Source organism: Pseudalkalibacillus sp. A8 (assembly GCF_045920555.1).
In the GTDB taxonomy this organism is placed as follows: domain Bacteria; phylum Bacillota; class Bacilli; order Bacillales; family Fictibacillaceae; genus Pseudalkalibacillus.
The window spans coordinates 370,244-392,095 of record NZ_CP174509.1 but is presented as its reverse complement, the minus strand read 5'-3'; the positions used below and the strand labels follow the sequence as shown (position 1 = coordinate 392,095).

The 21,852-nt window shown below is 43.2% G+C and carries 20 protein-coding genes and 2 riboswitches; of the genes, 1 reads left to right on the top strand and 19 read right to left on the bottom strand.

Annotated features, from left to right (window positions below):
* Positions 1-149 precede the first annotated feature (149 nt).
* Positions 150-347 (top strand): hypothetical protein, encoded by a 198-nt coding sequence (locus tag ACJROX_RS02125; RefSeq protein WP_408009139.1) that lies wholly within the window; start codon positions 150-152, stop codon positions 345-347.
* A gap of 276 nt (positions 348-623) precedes the next feature.
* Here ACJROX_RS02125 and ACJROX_RS02120 read toward each other — a convergent pair whose 3' ends face one another.
* The 19 genes from ACJROX_RS02120 to ACJROX_RS02030 form a co-directional block, all read right to left on the bottom strand.
* Complete coding sequence (locus ACJROX_RS02120) at positions 624-2,291, bottom strand: transglutaminase domain-containing protein (RefSeq protein WP_408009138.1); 1,668 nt, start codon at positions 2,289-2,291, stop codon at positions 624-626.
* An 84-nt stretch (positions 2,292-2,375) separates the two neighbouring features.
* Positions 2,376-3,710, bottom strand: coding sequence for a vWA domain-containing protein (locus ACJROX_RS02115; protein WP_408009137.1), 1,335 nt, complete (start codon positions 3,708-3,710; stop codon positions 2,376-2,378).
* Positions 3,711-3,749: 39 nt separating this feature from the next.
* Complete coding sequence (locus ACJROX_RS02110; RefSeq protein WP_408009136.1) at positions 3,750-4,046, bottom strand: hypothetical protein; 297 nt, start codon at positions 4,044-4,046, stop codon at positions 3,750-3,752.
* Positions 4,047-4,070: 24 nt separating this feature from the next.
* Positions 4,071-4,382, bottom strand: coding sequence for a hypothetical protein (locus ACJROX_RS02105; protein WP_408009135.1), 312 nt, complete (start codon positions 4,380-4,382; stop codon positions 4,071-4,073).
* 21 nt (positions 4,383-4,403) lie between these two features.
* A complete protein-coding gene (locus tag ACJROX_RS02100; protein ID WP_408009134.1) occupies positions 4,404-5,639 on the bottom strand; it encodes a hypothetical protein in 1,236 nt (411 codons plus the stop codon).
* A 51-nt stretch (positions 5,640-5,690) separates the two neighbouring features.
* Positions 5,691-6,413, bottom strand: coding sequence for a hypothetical protein (locus ACJROX_RS02095; RefSeq protein WP_408009133.1), 723 nt, complete (start codon positions 6,411-6,413; stop codon positions 5,691-5,693).
* Positions 6,414-6,418: 5 nt separating this feature from the next.
* Complete coding sequence (locus ACJROX_RS02090) at positions 6,419-6,799, bottom strand: TadE/TadG family type IV pilus assembly protein (RefSeq protein ID WP_408011557.1); 381 nt, start codon at positions 6,797-6,799, stop codon at positions 6,419-6,421.
* Positions 6,800-6,811: 12 nt separating this feature from the next.
* Positions 6,812-7,018, bottom strand: coding sequence for a hypothetical protein (locus ACJROX_RS02085; protein WP_408009132.1), 207 nt, complete (start codon positions 7,016-7,018; stop codon positions 6,812-6,814).
* A gap of 49 nt (positions 7,019-7,067) precedes the next feature.
* Positions 7,068-8,009, bottom strand: a complete 942-nt coding sequence (locus ACJROX_RS02080) for a type II secretion system F family protein (RefSeq protein ID WP_408009131.1) — start codon at positions 8,007-8,009, stop codon at positions 7,068-7,070.
* 4 nt (positions 8,010-8,013) lie between these two features.
* Positions 8,014-8,946 (bottom strand): type II secretion system F family protein, encoded by a 933-nt coding sequence (locus tag ACJROX_RS02075; RefSeq protein WP_408009130.1) that lies wholly within the window; start codon positions 8,944-8,946, stop codon positions 8,014-8,016.
* The gene (locus ACJROX_RS02070; RefSeq protein ID WP_408009129.1) at positions 8,943-10,283 is read right to left on the bottom strand and encodes a CpaF family protein; all 1,341 of its coding nucleotides are present in this window, start codon (positions 10,281-10,283) and stop codon (positions 8,943-8,945) included. Before ACJROX_RS02070 ends, ACJROX_RS02075 begins: the two co-directional genes overlap by 4 nt.
* 19 nt (positions 10,284-10,302) lie before the next feature.
* Complete coding sequence (locus tag ACJROX_RS02065; protein WP_408009128.1) at positions 10,303-11,424, bottom strand: CpaE family protein; 1,122 nt, start codon at positions 11,422-11,424, stop codon at positions 10,303-10,305.
* A gap of 15 nt (positions 11,425-11,439) precedes the next feature.
* On the bottom strand, positions 11,440-12,216 hold the full coding sequence (locus ACJROX_RS02060) for an SAF domain-containing protein (RefSeq protein ID WP_408009127.1): 777 nt from the start codon (positions 12,214-12,216) through the stop codon (positions 11,440-11,442).
* Between the two features lie 7 nt (positions 12,217-12,223).
* A complete protein-coding gene (locus ACJROX_RS02055) occupies positions 12,224-12,970 on the bottom strand; it encodes a hypothetical protein (protein ID WP_408009126.1) in 747 nt (248 codons plus the stop codon).
* A 673-nt stretch (positions 12,971-13,643) separates the two neighbouring features.
* Positions 13,644-14,939 (bottom strand): NCS2 family permease, encoded by a 1,296-nt coding sequence (locus ACJROX_RS02050; RefSeq protein WP_408009125.1) that lies wholly within the window; start codon positions 14,937-14,939, stop codon positions 13,644-13,646.
* Positions 14,940-15,161: 222 nt separating this feature from the next.
* A riboswitch (purine riboswitch) is annotated at positions 15,162-15,263 on the bottom strand.
* 80 nt (positions 15,264-15,343) lie between these two features.
* Entirely contained in the window at positions 15,344-16,882 is a 1,539-nt protein-coding gene (gene guaA, locus ACJROX_RS02045; RefSeq protein WP_408009124.1) for a glutamine-hydrolyzing GMP synthase, read from the bottom strand.
* Between the two features lie 259 nt (positions 16,883-17,141).
* Positions 17,142-17,243: riboswitch (purine riboswitch) on the bottom strand.
* Positions 17,244-17,282: 39 nt separating this feature from the next.
* Positions 17,283-19,502 (bottom strand): transglutaminase domain-containing protein, encoded by a 2,220-nt coding sequence (locus tag ACJROX_RS02040; protein WP_408009123.1) that lies wholly within the window; start codon positions 19,500-19,502, stop codon positions 17,283-17,285.
* Positions 19,489-20,754 carry a DUF58 domain-containing protein gene (locus ACJROX_RS02035; RefSeq protein ID WP_408009122.1) on the bottom strand — a complete coding sequence of 422 codons (1,266 nt, stop codon included), beginning with the start codon at positions 20,752-20,754 and terminating at the stop codon, positions 19,489-19,491. Before ACJROX_RS02035 ends, ACJROX_RS02040 begins: the two co-directional genes overlap by 14 nt.
* Positions 20,751-21,725 carry an AAA family ATPase gene (locus tag ACJROX_RS02030; protein WP_408009121.1) on the bottom strand — a complete coding sequence of 325 codons (975 nt, stop codon included), beginning with the start codon at positions 21,723-21,725 and terminating at the stop codon, positions 20,751-20,753. The genes ACJROX_RS02035 and ACJROX_RS02030 overlap by 4 nt, the downstream gene beginning before the upstream one ends.
* Positions 21,726-21,852: the final 127 nt, after the last annotated feature.

Genomic DNA, 21,852 nt, shown 5'->3' with positions numbered 1-21,852 from the left:
TTCGCCTCTGTCCCGAAGCGACTTAACTAATATAACATCTAAAATATCGATGGTCAACCATAAATCCAAAAAAGTTTCAAAAGGGTTTTACGACTAGTTAGTGAATTGATTATAAAGTAAAAAAGTGCTGTAAAGGAATGGAGGCAATCATGTATCGAATCTTCTATTTTTTAATTTTCCTATTGTCCTTTTACGGGTTCTTACAGTTGATTAAGTTCGTATTCAAGGTCTTTGTTCCATATAGTTCTATGGCCGATATCATACATATTTGTCTCGCCATCATCCTCGGTGTCCCATTTGCCTCCATGATTGCTGGATGGCTGACACCATTCAAACCAGAAAAGTAGGGGCTTAAAAAGAATCAGACACCATCAGCACAAACATCTTGTATCAAAACCAGGCTTTTTCTCAAAATGTTGTTAGGAACGGTATGAGTCAGACACAGCCCCAACTTTTTATTATGGATTAAAAATCACCGCTTAAATACCAGACAGATTCAGTAGTTGTAAACATACCGAAGCAAATACCGATTATCCCACCACATAACAGATTATTTGCAGGATTCTCTATTGTTTATCTCTCATTACCGGAACTCCAATTCAGATATAGGGTGCTTTTCTTATTTAGTACTGGATATCTTCCCTTGTGTGGTCTTTATCAAATTCTTCTGGATCCTGGTCAAAATATTTATCCGTATATTTTTTGACGAATTTATCATCCTGCAAGTAGCCCGCTCCCCAGGTAGGATCCATGACCAGCCACTCACCATCCACTTTCGTTTCGACCCATGCATGCCGCGCAAATGAAAAGCTCGCTCTTCCTGTCACCATACGGGCTTCCATTCCATTTGCACGAAGCAAGGAAATCGTAAGGTAGGAGTAATCTTCACAAACACCCGTCTTTTCCTTTAACGTCTTCAAGGCACTGTCATCAAATTCAAATGATTCATTGTTCAATTTGACAACATCATACGTAATGTTCTTTGCTACATAATCGTAGATCGCTTTTGCTTGCTCCCTTTCACCGGCCTTTCCTTCTGTCAGTTCCTTGGCAAGGGATTTTATCTCAGGATGGTCTGATTGGATTCCTTGGGATGGAAGCAGGTTTCTTTTGTCTTCCGCAGTTCCCTTCAACATGAAGTTCGCCAGACCGTTGTACTTTCTATAATTCCCGTTTGACCCTTCAAAATCCGGAGCATAGACAGTCAATTCGTATTCTCCAGGGCCGAAGCGGAGAAAAACTTCGCCATCAAACTTATAATCCTCAACAGGAATGCTGTACATGGCCTCGTCTTCACCTTTATTGGCACTGACGAAGACGACTTCTGTCTGATCAGCATACGACGCTCCAGGGTCGATTTCCCCTTGGATCCGATAGGAATCACCTGCCTCTTCACCGCCGACGATTGGATGTTCGAGTGAGTATCCCCGGTCCCTGTACACTTTTGAATATTGGATCGGCGTGTAGGTCTTCTCGGAATGATTGTCAACGAGTACGACAGCTGCTTCATTATAATAGTTTTCGCGCTCCGCATCAGGGGTCATGATCGTCACTTTATGTATCCCTTTCCCATAGAAGAGTGGAATCTTTTTGGTGAACTTGCCATCTTCTACGGGGACCATGACATTCGAGGATTCATCATCTTTATCCACTGTTACCATGATCATTTCAATATTTGAGACGGTACCGTTCAATGCAAAGAATTCATCTTTATCAAAAAAACCGCTTGGGATGTCATCAAGTTTCAATCCGTGTTCTAGTGCTGGCCTTCGTATCAATACATCTCTTTTTACTACCGGATTGACATTCGTCACTTCAAATTCGGCAAGACCTCTGAAATAATCCTCCTTTTGATCATCAGGTAAGCTGACCATTACTTCATATGTTCCTTTTCCATTGAAAAGCTGGACCGCTTGCTTGAACTTCCCATCTTTTATCGGTGTGAAGTATTGGAATTCATTCTCACCATCTGGCCCTTCTTTTTCACTTTGTACCTTGATCATTACATATGGAGACATGAACTTGCTCGTATCTTCCACTTCACCTTCTACTGTAAAAGCGGAATTGACATGAAAGGATCGATATTTCGGGGAGGACAGTGTTGCCCCGACCTCCTCTGCATATTGCCCTAGCTCTATCTTTTCAAGCTCCCGTTCCTTGTTCTGTTCTTCAGCCAATACAGTATATTCATCCTTCGATTCTTCCTGTTTTTTATCTGCAGAAGATTGAGGACTGCAACCGGTTAAAAACAATATCAAGATCAATAAGATATGCGCCATCCATCTTTTCATATAGGTCTCTCCTCTCCAAGAGATTAATCATAAAGAAGGACTGAACCATTCTATAGGTGTCAGCCCTCTATGGATTATTCATGGCTATCCTTGTTTTTTCTTCTCCAGCTCTTCACGTGCTTTTTTGTGTGAAGCTTCCGTTTCTTCCATAAGTGTATCTTTGCGTTCCCGGCTATACTCTTCCATGATTTCCATACGTTCATCGATCAGGTCAGTCAATTCTGTATAAGCCCCCTCTTTCAACTTTCCATGATCATATAGGCCATCGACGTACGTGTTGAATAATTTAAATTCCTTTCGTGTGACACCGATGAAATCGTCATGTATTTTCCGGAGCTTACTGTTTTGATCCAAATACCAGGTGTTAATGTCAATACCGGCTTTTGCCTCATTTATATCTTTATCAATACCTTTTTTGGCATCACCAATCATTTCTTCCAGGGTATTGTTCAAGTCTGCTTTCGAATTGACATCCTTATATTCACCACCGCCTGCATCAGCAGTTTCTTTCAATTGTTTTTGTCCTTTCGTATCAACATTGAACCCGATCACATTCACGATTACGTTAAGATCAGACTCATGGATTTCCTTTGCGGCTGCCACAGGATCTCCGTCACATGTCTCCACACCGTCACTGATCACATAGATGATATTTTCGACATCATCGCCTGTCGCTCCGTTAAAATCATCTTGCGCTAACTGGAGAGAAGTGGCGATCGGCGTCCAACCAGATGGCTTGAATTCTTTCAAAGCATCCTGAAATGTCCCTTCATCGTATGAATTTAAAGCATAAACAGTCTCGCTGCTGTCACAAGAGACTTTTTTATCCTTATCATCACTACTCCCTTTATGGCCATAGACACGCAATGCAATTTTCGTTGTTGGGTCCAGGTTGCCGAGTACTCGATTCAAGGCCGATTTTGCGAGGTCCATCTTCACACCGCCATTGACTTGGCCAGCCATACTCCCACTCGAATCTAAGAGGAACACGATGTTTTTCTTTTTCTCCTTTTCTTGTCTTTCACTTGGAGATTTGTATGTTGGATCGAAATCATCATATTCTTTTGCTAATTCTTTATATGAAAGAGCAGACTTTGCAATAATGAAATCATAAGCCTGATCAGCAGACAGATCGTCAGGTAGCGATTTCACTTCATCAGTCAATTTCTTATCCATTTCTTCTATATCAATACTCTCGACATCCTCGATATCCTGTATGAATTGCACCAATTCGCCAGGGCCTTGTTCGATGATCCCTTCTGCATCTCGTGCAGCTTCAGGGTAATCGAATTCTTGATCTTGTTTTTCTTCAGGATCTTCTTTTTCCTTCGTTTGTTCCCCGCTGCCTTCATTCGAGCATGCTGTGATAACTAGTATCAACAGGAACAATAGCATATGTAGACGAGGTGAACGTAACATGGTTTCCCTCCCTGTTTATCTATCTGATATGTATTTGCTTTAGTAAAAATTGATTACAAATAATAACCCATAAAATAACGACGTCCATAACACAGCCTGCAATATGATGCTTTTATCGATCGCAAATGCTTCTCTTTTCTTAGCGAGGTGACCGAGGACGAATAAGAATACTCCGATTACCGATAATCCGAATAAGACATACATCCATGGAGTTGGATGGACCATGACAAGTTTTCCGCCTTGAAATTCACTTGTGAGTACGAACATCGCGATCATCATCATAATGGCAGCACCACCTGCTGTCCATTGGAAAATAGCCCATCCACGTTTCTCCATTCAAATCACTCCACGTTTACTCAATTAATTAAAATCACCACGAAGATACCAGACGAACATCAATCCTCCGACAGTAATGGCGATCCAAAGAATCGCCTGGCCAATCACTTTTGCATTGATTACGCCACCATTTCTGCTACGGACTTCAACAAGTGTAATGGTGAAAGCACAAATACATATTAATCCAATAATCCAGTTGAACCACCACGGCCTTTCAACCATTTTTCGAATACCATTCCCGACTGGTTCTGAAGTTGTGAACATTGCTAGGTAAATACCGATTATTCCGATGACATAGCAGATGATTTGTATGATTCTCCATGATTTATCACTCATAAACTACCCCTTGAATTAAAATTATTTATTGCTTGTTGGGTCAACCTTTTTTTCCATGTTATTTGAAAGGAGGTCACTCAATTGCTTCTTCACAAATTCATAAGTATTACTAGCAGCGGAGTTGTTCACGTATCTAGTAACTAATGAATCAGGTAACACAAACGTCAAACCTACAGCTGAGCCGATCAGGAAATCCATAGCGGTCGCATCTCCTTTGAATGCTTGCATCGCCACATTGGAAAACCCACCTAATGCCACACTGCCTGCGATCGGAGCAGCGACCGTCCGAAGTGACCTGAATGAATTCAATATCCCCTTTGTCAGTCCAAAACCTAGCGGAGCTGTTGCAAAGGCAAATCCTGTATCAAAAAGCATTTCCCCTGCATTGAATTGACCTGTTAACGCAAAGTTAACTGCGTGTGAGGTAGCAGTTACAAAAGCCGCCGGCCCTCCGATCTTCATCCAAGCCGCTCCTAATCCTCTTGCTACTTGCAGCCCTGCTCTTAGCCCGCTTCCGGTTGCAAATCGGTTCAATACAAATCCTAATCTCATTGTCGCCAGTTGACGTCCCGCAAACACTCTAAGTGAGTTAAGACCTGCTCCGATGACCCCTGTCGCCTGTCCTACGCCTCCAAGTAATGCACCTCCAAAGGTCCAGCCGAGAGCACCTAAGAAACTATAGCTGTCAGATCCGCCATTCAGGGCATAATAGAGACCGCCAGCAATCCCGGCCCCGGCGATTGCAACAAGCGCAATGGGTGCTGAAATAACTCCAACAACGGCTATTCCTACAACTGCTGCCGCAACACCTACGAACGCGATGGTGGATTTTACCCAATCCGGCGTGTTCGCCCAGACGTCACTCGTCCATTCTGTAAAATCATTCCACGCATTCTGTGTAGCTTCCCAACCTTCCGAGAGCTTTTGGGCAGTCCAGTCCCATCCATCTGAAAGTTTCCCTGCAGTCCAATCCCATGCACTTCCTACGGCATTGACTGCTGGTTGAAAGAAGTCGCCTATGTCATTGCCCAAATCTTTGACATCGTTTTTAAAATCATCCCACCAGCCAAACCAGCCGCCATCTTCTTCCTCACCACCGTCGGCGACACCATCGTTCTCTGTACGTGTCAAACCATTGTCTTCATATTCGAATTCCCCAATGTTCGCATATGCTTCAGTCATAGGTGTGAGGAATGCGAAAAATGCGATGAGCAAGGTCAATATGATTCCTTTACTATCATTGATTTTGTAAACCATTCCATTTCCTCCCGAGTTCTTCCCCAGAGACTGTTCCCTGCGCCCTTTTACCTAATCGCATCCTATGTCCAACCCTTTCGGCCGTTTGATCGTCGCTGAAGCGTCTGCGTCGATACCGTCAAACAAAGAGTCATCAGCAGTGACATAGCTGCCATCTTTTTCAGATTCTACAAAAACACTGAACTTGCTTTGATCGAATTCTACCTGTACATTCCGATCAGCACCATTTTTCCTGGCGTATTCGTCTGCTGCTTTCCTGATCCTCTCCAGGTCACTTGAAATCGCAGTACATGCCATTTCATTCAATTCATCTTCCTCGTAAAAGTACTTCAAAGCTTCTACCGGATCGACCTCAGCATCGGGATCCTCAAGCCAGTCTCGTAAACTGGGCGGCATCGTCACTTCCCTGTATTTTATCTCAATCTCCTTGATGATCGAATCTAACAAAGATTCCTCATCCGGGGGCGGCTCTTCTTCCTCTTCATCGCCTTCCTCTTCCTCAGTCTCAGCCTTCTCCTTTTCATCATCAAAGAGTTCACGGAGGTCTTCGAGTTCACTTTCAATTGCAGCAGTGTATCGCTCTTCATAAATCAACCTTGCTTCTTTGGCAGCTGCCAAGACTGCAGCATCGGCACTCGTTTGACTGATCCGTTTAGAAATGAAGACATTGAAAAAATCAAAAAACATGAAGCTGATGAAAATAGAGGCGATCAGCATGCCGACAATCACCAGCAGCATGCCGTTTCCACGTTCATTTTTTATATATTTTTTCATCTTCATCAATCCTTGAGGCCTTCTTCAATTGGAATTGTTGCGTCTGCATCAAATGTAAAATCCAATCGACCTACGAACGGAATTGAAACTGTGGGGACGTTGGCAACAACCGTGACCGTTACATCTTCGTCCCCTTTTTCTGTATTGACACTCTCAAGCTTCAAGTTTCCTGCTGAACGTTTCGCCACCTCTTCTGCATTCCCTTCAACTGCAGCAGCACGGGCGCCATCACGAGCTGCCGCTTCCGTGACTACGACTGTGTAGGCGACAAGTGCCATTTGCCAGATGATCATCATCGCAAGAATGACCATCGGGAATACAGCAACGAATTCTATCAGTTGTGATCCTCGCTCATTTTTGACTAGTTTTCTAAACCTTTTCATCATCCATCTCACTGACTACATTTTACCGATTAATTCTGCAATCTTTTCAACGATTGCATTGGCTATGCTGCTTCCATTCCCCTCAACCGCAGTAGCAACTGCCGCCATGACAGCAAGAACCACTAGACCAAGCGCAACCCACTCAAGTGCCTGGGCACCTCTTTCATTGTTTACATATTTATTGAATACAGCTGTCATGTTCTCAACCATTTTCTTCACCATGATAAAAATCTCTCCTTTTTAATTTTTGATAAATGTATGTCAACCCTTCTTATTTAAAGAAGGTATCTAAACCGAATGCCTCAGGGTTATAAATGACGTTCAACGCGAGTAATCCGATGATCAGAAAAAACACGGCGGGAGCTACGAAAAATGTCGTCACCAATGTGATTTGCGGGCTGGCCTTCGCAGCCTTTTCTTTCGCCTTGAAACCGCGCATCGCTCTCAAATCATCCGCCTGGATTTTGAACGTCTGGGATACCGGCACCCCCAATGAAGAGCCTTGTAAAAGTGAGGTGACCAGCATTTCCAACTCTTTGGATGAATTACGGTTGATCAAGTTTTCATAAGCTGTTTTTCTAGGAACACCAAGCTCGATTTCCCGATTAAAACGGTCGATTTCTTCACTTAACGGACCAGTCAATTGTTTCGTCACTTGTTTCAATGCACCATCAAGACTGACTCCAGCTTGGAGAGTGACACTGACCGTATCGAGGAAATCAGGCATCATTGAGCTGATTTGTTCCTGCCGGTCACGGGCTTTCATCCACAGCCATAGGTTAGGGCCGAAAAATCCCGCTAAAGGAAGAAGCACCATCAACATGAGCCCGAAAGGCAATCCCAGAAAAACATACAGAATGGAAAATACTAAAGCACCAAGCCCAAGGACAAACCTTAAACCATAAAAACTTTCCAGTCTGAGTCCCATTGGGTTCCCAGCCCTGACAATCAATTTTTCGTCCTTTTCCTTGTCCGAGAAAAACGGATATTTGATTCCTGTCGGTCCGGCATACTCTGCCGCTTTGACAATCCGTCCGCCAATTCGTTCTCTGAATTTCCTCCGTTTTCGCCGTTTGATTTCGGATACCTGTAAATGGCTCATCAACCGCTGCTTTTTGCCTACATAGAGATAGACGAAAACAAAACCAATCAACAATAAAAGTAAAATCAGACTAAACAATAAAACTGTATAAATGCTGAATTGTGGGCTCATTTTACTACACCCTTATCCTAGTGATCCGTTTTATGATTACGAATGCGATAGTGATCATGCCGGCAAACACTGCTAGGAGGATCAGACCGAACGTCGTGAAGATGACGTTCAAGAATCCTTTGATGAATAAGTTCATCATCACAGCCATTAACACTGGCATGATGACAAGGATATAAGCGATCGATTTCGATTCAGCTGTCACCGTTTGAATCTCTTTATACACTCGCGCACGTTCTTCAAGCGTCGTTGCCATCAGGTCCAATACTTCTGCCAGGTTCCCCCCGACTCTACGCTGGATCAAGATTGTACTTACAAAAATATTGATTTCATTGCTTGAAACTCTTTCACGGAATCGATTCATCACTTCATCAAAACCATCTCCCAACCGAAGCTGTTGATCCATCTTCTTGAATTCCGGACCTGAAGGTGCTTTGATTTCATTTCCGACCATCTCAATCCCCTGGGGTATGGTCTGACCTGCTTTGACGGCATTGGACATCATCCTGCATATTTCGGGAAGCTGCTTGTTGAAGCTTTCATTCCGTTTGTTCTGCCTTGAGCTTAAATATAATTTGGATGCCAGCCAGGTAATCAGGTAAGAAAGCAAGAATCCCATGAACAGGATCAAGCCGAGTACAAAATAACAAAAGAACCAGAGTACAGCGATCGCTAATATGTAAATACCCATGTATTCAGACGGCTGCAGCGGTATGTTTGCCTGGATCAATTTCTTCTTCAAGTCTTCTGCAAGCTCTGAGTTATCGAACCTGTCGCCGACCAAGAGGATAAAACTTTTCCGTTTCAGCTGACCTGACTCCTCAAACCACTCCTCAGCTCTCTTGGACGTTTTTTGGACAGTTGCTAAACGTTTGAAATAATAGATTGCGAGTATGAAAGAAAACATTGCACCGCTTAAAAGTATCCATGCACCTGTCATGCGAGTACCCCTTTCGAGAACATCGATTCAGGGATCCCGATTCCATAAGCCTTGAAGCGTTCGAACGCATTCGGCACATAACCCGTCGATTCAAAATGCCCTTTCACGCTACCGTCTGCCCGTACGCCCGTACGTACATAACGGAAGATATCTTTTATGACGATCTTCCCGTCTTCCTCGAAGATTTCTGCAATGCTAACGATTTTCCGTTTACCATCCGTTTGTCTCGAGGTTTGGACGATCAAATCCAACGCCCCGACAAAATATCCTCGAATGACATCGACCGTCAGCGGCAACCCGGACATGATCACCATCGCCTCCAATCTCCCTAATGCATCTTTTGGAGAGTTGGCGTGGACTGTGGTCAACGATCCTTCATGCCCCGTGTTCATCGCTTGGAGCATATCAATCGCTTCCGAGCTTCTCACTTCACCAACGATGATTCGGTCGGGTCTCATCCTTAGTGCATTTTTTACAAGCTGGCGGATCGTGACTTCGCCTTTCCCTTCCATATTCTCAGGTCGTGCTTCCATCCTTACTAAGTTGTCATACGAAAATCGGAGTTCAGCCATATCCTCGATCGTGACAATTCTTTCTCCGCGAGGAATCGAGTCTGACAAAACATTCAACAATGTCGTCTTTCCGCTCCCTGTACCTCCTGATACAAGGATGTTGAGTTTTGCTTGTACCGCGGCCTTCAGGAATTCCCCCATCCGTTCGGTGAAGGAACCGAACTCCATCAAGTCTTCCATGGTGAAAGGCGTTTTATTGAATTTCCGAATGGAAATAGACGGACCATCTAATGTTATAGGTGGTATGACAGCATTCACACGACTTCCATCGAGTAAGCGCGCATCCACCATCGGAGAGCTTTCATCAATACGCCTGCCTAAAGGTGCAATGATCCTATCGATGATATGGCGGATGTGCTGATTATCCTTGAACCGGATATCCGCCCGTTCCAGTTTACCGCCCCGTTCTATATAAACCTCACGAGGGCCGTTCACCATGATTTCTGTGATGGAATCATCCTGGAGCAAGGCTTCCAAAGGACCGTATCCGACTGATTCATTAATGATCTGACTGATGATCTGATCCATCTCGTTTTGTGGAATGATGACCTTCTCTTCTTCAATCATTTGTTTTACTAATCGTTCTATCGTTTGTTTCCGTTCCTGGGCAGGCAATGTTGTAATCGATTCGAGGTTGGATTCTTTGATCAGGCGACTCTTATAATGACGCACCCAAGATTCTTGCTGATCAGTTTCTAAATCCCAGCCATTTTCCGGATTCTTATTTAAAGGTGTTGTACCTACCGCTTTTTGTAACCAAGACATGTTTCTTCACCACCCTTATCTACAACAACACTTTATCCACAAAAAGACGGATGTCTCTCGCTGGTTTGAACTGGCCTTTGTCCTTCTCCTTCTTATAAAAACTTTCTCCCATATTCAGAAAAGGCTGCAAGGAAAAAAAATCAGAACGGACAGTAGCATCCACTTCTTTTCCGATCAACTTCGAAATATCTTTCTCTCCCAATTCACTTTTCGGATGGGTCCGGTTCAACAGAATTGAAAGATTCCCACGTTTGCCAAGCTGAAACCGCTCAAATAATTCCATGGCATACTTGAAGCACCGTAAGGAAAGGCTGTCAGGGTTCAGTACATAATGAATCTGTGTCGCTTCATTCAATCCAGTGAAACTGACAGTGTTGATCGTAGTCGCCAGATCTAAAATGACATAATCGAAATGCGCTCTACACGTCCTGATGATCTTCGTTATCAATTCCTCAGTGATGTCTTCGGCTTTGGCCGGGTTTCTAGGTCCTAAAAGAATGTAGTTTCCGGTCTTTTCGTCCCGTGTGGCTACATTCTCGATATGATTTAAAGACAGCTCTTTCAAAACCGGTTGAAGGTCTACATACGAGCGATCCGTTTCTACGCTATAAATCGTCTCTAAACCGCCGAATTGAGCACTGAGGTCAATCAATATGACCCGTTTTCCTTGATGGATTTGCAAAGACTGGGCTGTCATCGCGGCTAACAGCGTCTTCCCGCTGCCGCCTTTCGCGCTGTAAAAGGCTTCAACCTGCCCGCCCCCTATAGAGGCTTCACCGAAACTTTCTTGCTGTTTCTTCACTTTTTCTTTTGATGATTGAATGATGTCGTTCAGTCGTGATTGCTCTTCTGGATAGACGATTACATCATAAGCTCCGGCTTTCATCCACTCTCTTCCTTCTTCAAAAGAGCGTTCTGAAGTAATACCGATCAAAAAGCTGGAAACAGGTGCAGTGAACCCTTCAGCCTGTTTCAATGCTTCACGATCAATGAAGTAGAAGTTGTATTTATTTAGATTCGAAAACGAACGCCTCCACTGTTCATTTACCTCAGAGTCAATTCCATGAGCCTCCAGGATATCTATCAGAGATTGTTTTATCGTTTGATTTGTCGTTATGATCAAGGCTTTCAGCTGGCTCACCTGACATCTTCTCCTTTACTGCTCATCATCTTTTTTGTCTTCTGGTTTTTCTGCTTTTTTATCTTTCGCTTTTTCATCTGCAGCTTCTTCAGGCTTCTTTTCTTCCTCTGATTGTTTCGGATCTTCTTGTTTTGGTTCTGTAGAGGTTTCTTTAAAGGTTTCCGGGATTGTACTATTTTCTTTCATTACTTGATTAACCCTTAGGACCCGGATCTGTTTAGCTGCATTCTGTGAATGGATCAAACGTTCCGCATCATCCACCGGCAAGGATACCTTGATAGCAGGGGGGCCTTCACTCTTTTCATCAAATTGGACGACCCGGACACTTTGAAGGAGACGTTGTGTAGTGATCCCTTTTTCTTTATTATCCATGACAGATATGATATCAACTAAATCCCCTACAGCTACACCCTGATCAATAAGGACATTTTCGCTAGGGTTAAGCCACACCACTCTATGATCGGCAGGAATGTCGATCTTTTTCCTGACCACACTTTTTGTGACCAGATCTCCTTTTTTCACATTGACGACGGTTATGGAATCATCGAGATCATCTGATTGTTGGATGAATGAATCGACTTGTGCTGTTTTCGGCATCTCCACCCATGTAATGTCGCTATCCTTTAATGAGGTATACGATTGGACATCCTTTGCCGCTGCGGCTACCTTTACTGTTGCGCCCAGGGAATCCTGCGCCATTTGTATTTGGTTGATGATAAATCCTGCAGCTGCAACAGCTAAAATGAATGCAATCGTTAAAAAAATGAACGCTTTTCTCTTGGCATCGATCATTGCTTCGTCACTCCATCAATTCAAGGTAGGTTGGGTTGCTATATGTACAAAGGGTACATTGACAGGTAGATTGTGCTTTTCTAACTCGTAATGTTTTATCATGATCATTTACGGATAAATCATTTGAAAGATCTTTAGATACCAGCCATGTTTGTGACGAATCGACATCATTCCGGCCCAGTACACTGTCGACCAGTTCATTTAAACTGCCCGTTTTTTCGATTTTCGCTTTGCCATTCTCAGAAACCAATATCCTGAATGGCTTATTTGTCTTTTTATAGATGGATTTGATGTTATTTTTATAAAAGGCTTTTGGATCAGGGGTAATGATCCATTCTTGAATAGTACTACTGTATTGTGCAATCCGACTGGTGATTAGGGATGAAGATTCATGGCTGGCTCGAGATAATTTGTCGAGCAGCATATAGAGTGTCGCACGGTTATGAAAGATAGGGTAACAGTTTAACGACTGTTCTGGATACAACCAATTCTTAAGCCTCCGGATCATATTGATATCGGTATAGCCTGGATCGTAAAAATATACGATTTCGTATGCATCAGTTAGATTTTTAAAAAATTGGATTTGATCCAACTGGCTGGATTCAATGATGCCAAGAGATCGGGACAATAACTTTGATTCCTTATCCTTGATGATTTCCCCGATCGGTTTAGGACCATTTTTTGTATTCACTGGTTTAATGACTAGATTTTCTGCTTGAAAGTTACCTAACGTTTCATCAATCACAAGTTTCATAGTTGAACATCCTCCAACAAATGGGCTGTATGGCCAAATCACACCTATAATGGGAACGAATATGACAAAAAATGTTCATATCATAAGGAAAAACTACCAAACAATACCACTACCGTCAAAATCGATTTCAAAGTAAAACTTCCAAAATATGGATTTAAATTAATCCCTCCGAACCAACCTCTTGAATTCAAGGTATTTTTTGTTGTCATACCAGAGTAAAAAGGACCTTTACAGAGATTTTTGGAAGGTTTATCCTTTTTGCAGATTTAGATATAAAAATTCCTTTAAGACAAGCCTTTTTAAACCTATGTATGTAAATTTCTGAAAAATTTTTATATTTCTTAACTGTTACAAATATTTTCATTTATCGACTTTTTATGGGTCTAATATCATGTTCTTTCAGACATAAAGGAATGTATTGCAAAATTGAATGCTCGGAAAAGATATTCGACTCTTTTCGCACGATCATCCGCTCACTCTATCCTACGCAAAGCAAAGCCTATGACAAAGGCCGAGCCTTATTTGCGCTTAAACTGAAAAAAGGATTTGATACTTTCTTAAAGACAAAAAATAGGCCTGCTACTTAAAGGCAGCAGAGCAGGTCCCCAATATGAATTAAAAAAGGATGGCCCATTAATCAGACGGCCATCCCTTGACTCTTTATAACCTTTATCTATGCTAAGAAAGCAAAATACAAGATGAAGATGAAAAACATGAAATACATGATCGGGTGTACATCTTTCCATTTTCCTTTTACAAGCATTGTGATTGGATACAGGATGAATCCGAGTGCAATCCCTGTTGCAATGCTGTACGTCAATGGCATGGCAATAATCGTCAAGAAGGCTGGAGTTGCAATCTCGAATCGATGCCATTCAATCTTGCCGAGTACAGCTACCATCAAGACTCCAACAATGATCAATACCGGTGCTGTTACAGACGGTGTTACCACACCAAGCAATGGTGAAAATAGCAGAGCTAATAAGAAAAAGCCTGCTGTAACAACTGAAGTGAATCCTGTTCGTCCTCCGGCTGCAACCCCTGAAGAAGACTCAATGTAAGCTGTTGTCGTAGAGGTTCCCAATACTGCTCCGACCACTGTTGCAGACGAGTCTGCTAAGAGGGCGCGTCCTGCTCTCGGCAGTTTGTTGTCCTTTATCAAACCTGCCTGAGAGGCAACCGCCATCAACGTGCCTGCAGTGTCAAAGAAGTCGACGAACAAGAAGGTCAACACGACGACCAGCATATCGATTGTTGTGATTTGATTCAGATGTTTGACCGCTTCACCAAAGGTAGGCTCCAAGCTAGGAACCGCACCGATTATACCAGACGGAAGCGGGATCAGTTGAAAAATAAGACCTACGATAGCTGTAAGAACCATCCCATAAAAGATACCGCCTTTGATACCACGGACCATGAAGATGACGATGACGATCAACCCGAAGATAGCAAGCAGCGTATTACCACTTGTCAAATTTCCTAACTGTACTAAGGTGGAATCGTTATTCACTACAATTCCTGCATTCTGCAAGCCGATGAAAGCGATGAACAATCCAATACCACTTGCTGCAGCATATTTTAATTCCTGCGGGATGGCATTGATGATCGTCTCTCTGATCTTCAATACGGTGATGACGATGAAAACAAGCCCTGAAACCAGAACTCCTGCAAGAGCTGTTTGCCATGGGATGCCCATGACCATGACAACTGAGTAGGTGAAAAAGGCATTGAGTCCCATACCTGGAGCAAGGGCAATCGGATAGTTTGCCAAAAGCCCCATAACAAGTGATCCGATTGCAGCTGCAAGAGCTGTGGCTACAAAGACTGCCCCCTTATCCATTCCGGCATCGCCGAGGATTGCCGGATTGACGAATAGGATATATGCCATTGATAAAAACGTGGTCAAACCTGCGATGAACTCTTTCCGATAAGTTGTCCCATATTCTTTAAAACCAAAAAAACGATCCATTCCCTGAACACTCCCCTTTTATCTCTCATTGCGGTGCCAGGTACACTTTCAATCCCCTTGTGCACCAAGCCTTCTCCGACGCTGCCAGGTACACTTTCAAAACCCTTGCGTACCAAGGATTCTAAAAAAGTGCCTGGCACCGAATAAACAGAAAAAAGCTTCAGGCAGATACCTGAAGCTTTGACAACAAGGGATGGAACAGACCGAATCAGATATAGGTTGTCCCGATAAGTCATCCCTCGTAGTCAAGCTATTCACGGTAGCCTGGTAGAAACTTTCGGGCCATATTCCCGATATTATACGATGATGTTACATTCATTATTTTTCATGTTAAGTGTAATGCGATTGACGAAAAATGTCAACAAAACACGAACATTAATCACTTTAAAATTATTATCGTTCGTTTATTCCCATTCAATTGTAGATGGCGGCTTAGAAGTGACATCATAAACGATACGATTTACATGATCCACTTCATTGACGATCCGATTCGAGATCCGTTCTAAGACCTCCCATGGGATTCGGGCCCAATCTGAAGTCATCCCGTCGATGGAAGTCACCGCTCGGATACCGACTGTATAATCATAGGTTCTCATATCCCCCATGACACCCACACTTCTCATGTTCGGTAGTGCAGTGAAATATTGCCAGATTTCACGGTCCAGACCTGCATTCTTGATTTCTTCTCGAAGAATCGCATCAGAATCACGGACAATCTTCAGCTTTTCTTCCGTCACTTCTCCAAGAACACGAATACCGAGACCTGGGCCTGGGAACGGTTGACGCCAAACGATATCTTCGGGCAGACCAAGTTCTGTACCAACTTTACGTACTTCATCTTTAAAAAGCGTATTCAACGGCTCAATCAATTGGAACTTCATATCTTCTGGCAATCCGCCGACATTATGGTGTGATTTGATTGTTTGAGCTGTATCGGTTCCACTCTCGATGATATCAGTATAGAGTGTCCCCTGTGCCAGATAGTCAATTCCTTCGAGCTTTGATGCTTCTTCATCAAACACATAGATGAATTCATTCCCGATGATTTTCCGTTTCTGTTCTGGATCAGTTACACCTTTCAGCTTTCCTAAAAAACGATCCTTCGCATCGATTTTGATCATGTTCATACTGAACGAGTCCCCGAATGTTTTCATGACGCTGTCCGCTTCACCTTTACGGAGCAATCCGTGATCGACGAACATACATACAAGCTGGTCACCGATCGCTTTATGAATAAGCGCGGCGACAACAGAAGAATCTACTCCCCCGCTAAGTGCACAAAGGACTTTTTTGTCCCCGACGATTTCTTTAACCTTTTTAATTTCATCTTCAATGAAGTTTTCCATTGACCAGATCGCTTCACACTTGCAGATATTCATGACGAAGTTCTTCAGCAATTCAATCCCGTATTCACTATGTCTTACCTCTGGATGGAATTGGACACCGTACAGGTTCCGGGATGGATCACTCATACCCGCAACAGGACAGGAAGGGCTCGTCACATCGGTCTGGAACCCCTCAGGAGGAGCGACGACAAGATCGCCATGGCTCATCCAAACCGTTTGTTCTTCAGGTAAATCTGTGTACAATTCATTGTAATGGCGCAATGCAATGGAAGCTTTACCATACTCCCGGTGGTTCGCTTTTTCAACCTTGCCGCCGAAGTGATGTGTCATCAATTGCATTCCATAACAAATCCCTAGAATCGGGATACCTAAATCAAAAATACGCTCATCACATTTTGGGGAATCTGGAGTATATGCACTGTTCGGTCCACCCGAGAAGATGATTCCAGTAGGGTTCAGCTCCTTGATTTTTTCTGCTGTGATTTTATGGGAGTGAAGCTCACTGTATACCCCTAAGTCACGGATACGTCTCGTAATCAATTGATTGTACTGGCCGCCAAAGTCCAGTACAATGATCATTTCTTCAGTTGAATTCATGTCAGCCACCTCTCTAACGGATCTATTATTTAGTTTGTCTACTATTCGTGAATCCTACTACCCTTCGCCAAAGCCATTCCCGGTATGTCACTTCTGTTTTCCTTCATTAAAATAAAGATCAGTTGTTCTAAATTGGTGATTTCTACGAAATTTTAAAGAGATTTTCAGAAAAAATTAAAATACAACAATTAAGAATAACAGTGCCTAAAACAAAAGAAAAAGAACCCAAACCAATGAAGGCAGGGTTCTGATTGACACGCACAAACAGACCTGCCTCCATAGTCAGATCATTTAGGGTGATCTGGTAGAAACATCCGGGCCATATTCCCGAACATATATGAAGGAAGTAGAGTTATCCGTATAAAATATGGATTTATTCTAACAGTCGCCTATGGCGCGGTCAAGGTCGTATCCTTTTAATTAAATTTTCCCACAATTCCTTCGTATCTGCCCAATCCACTTGATGTGACTTGTTACTGTAGCGAGTATGCTCGTATTTCTTCGTCAACATCCTCATATCCCCCGTATCCAAATAGCGGTCCACTTCGAGGGCATATTCCCGCAAAGTCTGATGAGGACGCTTCTTGATTCCATATTGCTCGAGTAACCAAAGCAGGCGATGGTATGCATCATCAAAGACATGCTCATCATCATCCTTGCGTTTTCTGAAACGCCACAGGAAGTATTTGTCCAGCCAGTTTTTACGAGTCAAGAACGCGATTATTCCTGAAATTACCAAAATGATCAGAAGTGATAATGCTCCCCATTTCAACCAGTTGAGGACTTTATCCAAATCGATCGGGAATTGGTATCCGGACGAACCTGAAGAGTCATCAGTATTGCTCGCCTGTTCATTTTGTTCCTCTTGTTCCTCTGGGACATCAGTTTCTGCCGTATTGTTCTCATAGTCCGAGATAAAGTTAGGTAAGTCCAGGAATCCTTGGGTCGGTTCGAATGGAACCCAGCCGACACCTTCAAAATAGACTTCAACCCAAGAATGGGCGTTGGAATTCGTGATCTGGTACATACGCCGGCCATCCTCTAGGGTCTGTTCATAGTCCCCACGGGTAAATCCTTTCACCCACCTGGTCGGAATTCCGATTGTCCTTAACATAACGGCCATAGAAGACGAGAAGTTATCACAATAGCCGAGTTTCGTTTCAAACAAGAATTGGGCCACATAGTCATCATTTCCGCCAGGAACAGCTACATCCGTCGTATTATATGAAAATCCATTTCTAGAAAAGTATTGTTCAACAGCCTTGGCTTTCCCATATGGATCATCTTCATCAGCGACAATCTCTTCGGTAAGCTCCTTGATCTCCTCAGGCAGATCCTCCGGCAGCTGAAGGTAGCGTTCCGTAATTTCAGCCGGATAATCCGTACTGCTATTGCTTAACATCGCTTCTGAAAACTGAGGAACTTTATAATTGACTGTATATTCCCCAAGCCCCGACTCATCAGCTTGGTCGAATGTCTTTAACTTATTCGTGATCGTATTCATTTGGTAGATCCGGTCCTCTTCAGTTTCAATAGACTGGAGTTCACCAGGGAAAATGACGAACGGGTATAGATTATTCCGTAATACTTCTACCTCAGCAGTCAAATCTTCTGAACGTACATTGTCATTGTATGTGACTGCATGAATGGAATCTAATGAGACATCATCCGGGTTGACAGACTCGCTTGGTGGTTCTGCAGGTTCTGTGTCCCAGCCTAATCCTGTATAAACTTCCTTCGATTCCACCCGCCAGTAATGCAGCTCTTCAATGGTCGTCATGAAAATCGGTGAGTCATCGTAAACGAAAGGGCCTCCTAGACGACTGTCATTTGTTCCATATCCGATCTTTTGGATTCCTCTACCAACACCCGGACCAGCCCCTTCATCTGTCTGGTTCCCGACAGCTGTTATGAACGGCACTGGATCAGGCCATTGCGGCGCAGCCTTTGGAGCCAGATATCCGAGAAAAGATGAAAATGCAATCAATATCGCAAGCGGCACAATCCACATCATCGGGAATTGGTTTTCATTGACTCGGAATCCCTTCAACTCGATGATCCTTATGAACCTTAGAATCCCTAAAAGCACGAAACCGATAATGACTGTTCGGACGATTGCACTGGAAGCATCATAAACTGTGAAGGTATCGACAACCGTTACATAAAGGACCGTTATGATGAAAAACAAAAAGATGCGCCGTGCTTGAATCAACCAGTAGTGCATCAAATAGCTGATCAGCCACAACAATACCAGGAACAAAAAGGTTCGGCTGATGCTGCTCATGCTATCCCAGTCCCTGGAAAAGGCATGTTTCATACTTCCGAAAAGATCGTCGAACAGATAGCTCACCCATTGGAAATCAAAGAAAGGGACAGGAAAATAAATCGAATGCAAGGCATAGAGAAGTGCTACTAATTTAATCGGGAATGCCACCCAAACTGATAATTCAAAGTACGACAATGTAAAAAGGAAAGCGGAAAACAAGACGAAAATCGATAAGTAATCTGTGTCGGTAAATGTGGACAATGGCCGTAACCATTCCCAAAACAGTAAGAATCCAAGCATATACAACAAGAACGAACCTACAGAGAACTTCTGTTTATCGTCATACTGTGGCATTTTTGACACCCGCTTTCACGACTTCACTAAAATCATCATGGTTCACTGGATATACGGCAATCTCGCGAGCTCTTAACCTTGTTAAAAGATTTTTTTCTTCATCTGAAAGTGTCCTCTGTTTTGCTATATAGAAAAAGATTGTTTGTATTTTATTTGCAGCCATTCTCTCCATCGTAAAGACGAATGAATCAGACAGGTCCGGGCTGATCAGCAGTACGGTAACACCCTTGGACATTTCATGGGCTTCCCTTTTCAGAATATCCGTGAGCGGTGTTTTCGTATCAGGCTGTATACGTGCTAAATGGTACATGAGCTTCGCTTCGTAATTTTGACCTGTTTGGAAAGACATGTTCGTATGTTCTTTCGAAACACTGTGGAATTCAACCGAAGTCCCTTTACTGATCGAATATTTCAATATCGACGCCGCTAGGGAGACAGCCCTTTCAAATAACTGCTGTCCATTCCTATGATAGCTTGGATGACTCCCGTCCAGAAAGATGACGAAATCATCATTCCTTTGAGTTTCGAAAACCTTCGTAACCAGTTTGTTCGAGCGTGCAGTCGCTTTCCAATGCAACCAGCTAAGCTTATCGCCAGGTGTATAATCCCGGATGCTGACAGCCGAGGTGAAATCCTGGTGAGCTTGTTTTCCTGACCTTTTCATTCCAGAAGGATGCGTTTCGAATATATTCCATCCTGCCAACGAATGAGTCTTGGGATAGACTTGTATCGTTTTCTGTACAGGGATCTGTATGGATTTTGAAATGAACCCAAACAAATCCCCGGTCTCCAATGTCACTGTTTTAAACCGATGGATCCCACGTGGAATCGGCTTTACGAGATAACTGAAATTTACCCTTCTTTTAAAAAGAGGGAATAATAGAGCTTTTGCCTGAGATTGATAGCTATATCCCTGATCGTCCGCATGGGGAGCCATCAGTCTTGGAAGCTCATCTTTCACCACTAAAAAGAACAACGGTATCGGAAATCGGCTGTAGATCTTGATGGTGACTTTCATTTCTTCTCCAGAAATGAAGTTCGATCTCTCAATGTGCCGTTCAACAGAAATCCTTGATAAACGAAATGTCAGTATGAAGAAGGTATACAGCACAAGCGGCAGTACGGAATAGAACAGAAACCAGCTAACGAATCCACCTTGGAACATCGCATAGGAAAATGAACCTCCTAACAGCAAAACGAGACCTATGATCCCGAACGTTGTGCGATATTTAGCCAGTTGTTCTTTTATCATGCTTTTTCTTTCCTAAGCACTGGAACTGGCGTACGTTCCAATATTTCATTGACGATCTTTTCAGGTGTGTAACCATCAAAGCGAGCTTCAGGCTTCAAAATGATCCTGTGACATAGTACGTACGGCGCTAAATACTTCACATCATCCGGCACGATATAATCCCTGTTTAATAACAGTCCATATGCTTGAGCTGTTTTCATGAGCGCTAAAGAACCACGTGGGCTGACCCCGAGATGGATTCCGCTATGCTTTCTCGTACGAACGACTATGTCAATGATGTACTGCTTTACCGTTTCCTCAACATAGACGGATTTTACTTGATTTTGCAATTCCAGCAAATCATCCAGCTGAAGTACAGGCGTTAACTCTTCGATCGGGTGTTGCCTTTCATTTCGTGTCAGAACCTGAAGTTCTTCACTCGCAGATGGATAACCCATATTTATTTTCAAAAGGAACCGGTCCAACTGCGCTTCTGGTAATGGATATGTCCCCTCGTATTCGATCGGGTTCTGGGTCGCCATGACAAAAAAAGGCTTCGGTAAATGATGGGTAAAACCGTCAACTGTAATGCTCTGTTCCTCCATTGCTTCTAAAAGGGCTGACTGTGTCTTAGGTGAAGTCCGGTTGATTTCGTCGGCAAGGACGATGTTCCCCATAAGTGGTCCAGGACGGAACTCGAAGTCCATATTCTTTTGGTTATAAACGGAGACACCGGTCAAATCTGAGGGTAACAGGTCGGGCGTGAATTGGATCCGGTTGAATTTCGCCCCTACCGATTGAGCGATGGAACGGACCATCATCGTTTTTCCGACACCCGGTACATCTTCCAGTAATATGTGTCCTCCGGTTAAAAGTGAAATGATACTTAATTCGGTCGCTTTTCTCTTTCCGACCATTACTTTTTCTACGTTTTCCACTATTTTTTCTAATTGTGGATGATATGACTCATATCTGATGCTGTTTGCTGACATTGAATAAAATCCCCCTCTGGCAATCTACGTACGGCCGTGATCGTCAAACCTTTATTGAAAACCTGAAAAACCTTCCCTGATGGGTGTTATTCTTCAGGGTTTATCCCATGACACTATGTGAAAAACT

Excerpts from the sequence above, each read along its gene's own strand:
- ACJROX_RS02050 (WP_408009125.1), bottom strand. The coding sequence starts at position 14,939 with ATGGATCGTTTTTTTGGTTTTAAAGAATATGGGACAACTTATCGGAAA.
- ACJROX_RS02090 (WP_408011557.1), bottom strand. The coding sequence starts at position 6,799 with ATGATGAAAAGGTTTAGAAAACTAGTCAAAAATGAGCGAGGATCACAA.
- ACJROX_RS02075 (WP_408009130.1), bottom strand. The coding sequence starts at position 8,946 with ATGACAGGTGCATGGATACTTTTAAGCGGTGCAATGTTTTCTTTCATA.
- ACJROX_RS02030 (WP_408009121.1), bottom strand. The coding sequence starts at position 21,725 with ATGTCAGCAAACAGCATCAGATATGAGTCATATCATCCACAATTAGAA.
- ACJROX_RS02070 (WP_408009129.1), bottom strand. The coding sequence starts at position 10,283 with ATGTCTTGGTTACAAAAAGCGGTAGGTACAACACCTTTAAATAAGAAT.
- ACJROX_RS02035 (WP_408009122.1), bottom strand. The coding sequence starts at position 20,754 with ATGATAAAAGAACAACTGGCTAAATATCGCACAACGTTCGGGATCATA.
- ACJROX_RS02105 (WP_408009135.1), bottom strand. The coding sequence starts at position 4,382 with ATGAGTGATAAATCATGGAGAATCATACAAATCATCTGCTATGTCATC.
- ACJROX_RS02055 (WP_408009126.1), bottom strand. The coding sequence starts at position 12,970 with ATGAAACTTGTGATTGATGAAACGTTAGGTAACTTTCAAGCAGAAAAT.
- ACJROX_RS02080 (WP_408009131.1), bottom strand. The coding sequence starts at position 8,009 with ATGAGCCCACAATTCAGCATTTATACAGTTTTATTGTTTAGTCTGATT.
- ACJROX_RS02095 (WP_408009133.1), bottom strand. The coding sequence starts at position 6,413 with ATGAAAAAATATATAAAAAATGAACGTGGAAACGGCATGCTGCTGGTG.
- ACJROX_RS02110 (WP_408009136.1), bottom strand. The coding sequence starts at position 4,046 with ATGGAGAAACGTGGATGGGCTATTTTCCAATGGACAGCAGGTGGTGCT.
- ACJROX_RS02040 (WP_408009123.1), bottom strand. The coding sequence starts at position 19,502 with ATGCCACAGTATGACGATAAACAGAAGTTCTCTGTAGGTTCGTTCTTG.
- ACJROX_RS02060 (WP_408009127.1), bottom strand. The coding sequence starts at position 12,216 with ATGATCGATGCCAAGAGAAAAGCGTTCATTTTTTTAACGATTGCATTC.
- ACJROX_RS02115 (WP_408009137.1), bottom strand. The coding sequence starts at position 3,710 with ATGTTACGTTCACCTCGTCTACATATGCTATTGTTCCTGTTGATACTA.
- ACJROX_RS02120 (WP_408009138.1), bottom strand. The coding sequence starts at position 2,291 with ATGAAAAGATGGATGGCGCATATCTTATTGATCTTGATATTGTTTTTA.
- ACJROX_RS02100 (WP_408009134.1), bottom strand. The coding sequence starts at position 5,639 with ATGGTTTACAAAATCAATGATAGTAAAGGAATCATATTGACCTTGCTC.
- ACJROX_RS02085 (WP_408009132.1), bottom strand. The coding sequence starts at position 7,018 with ATGGTGAAGAAAATGGTTGAGAACATGACAGCTGTATTCAATAAATAT.
- ACJROX_RS02125 (WP_408009139.1), top strand. The coding sequence starts at position 150 with ATGTATCGAATCTTCTATTTTTTAATTTTCCTATTGTCCTTTTACGGG.
- guaA (WP_408009124.1), bottom strand. The coding sequence starts at position 16,882 with ATGAATTCAACTGAAGAAATGATCATTGTACTGGACTTTGGCGGCCAG.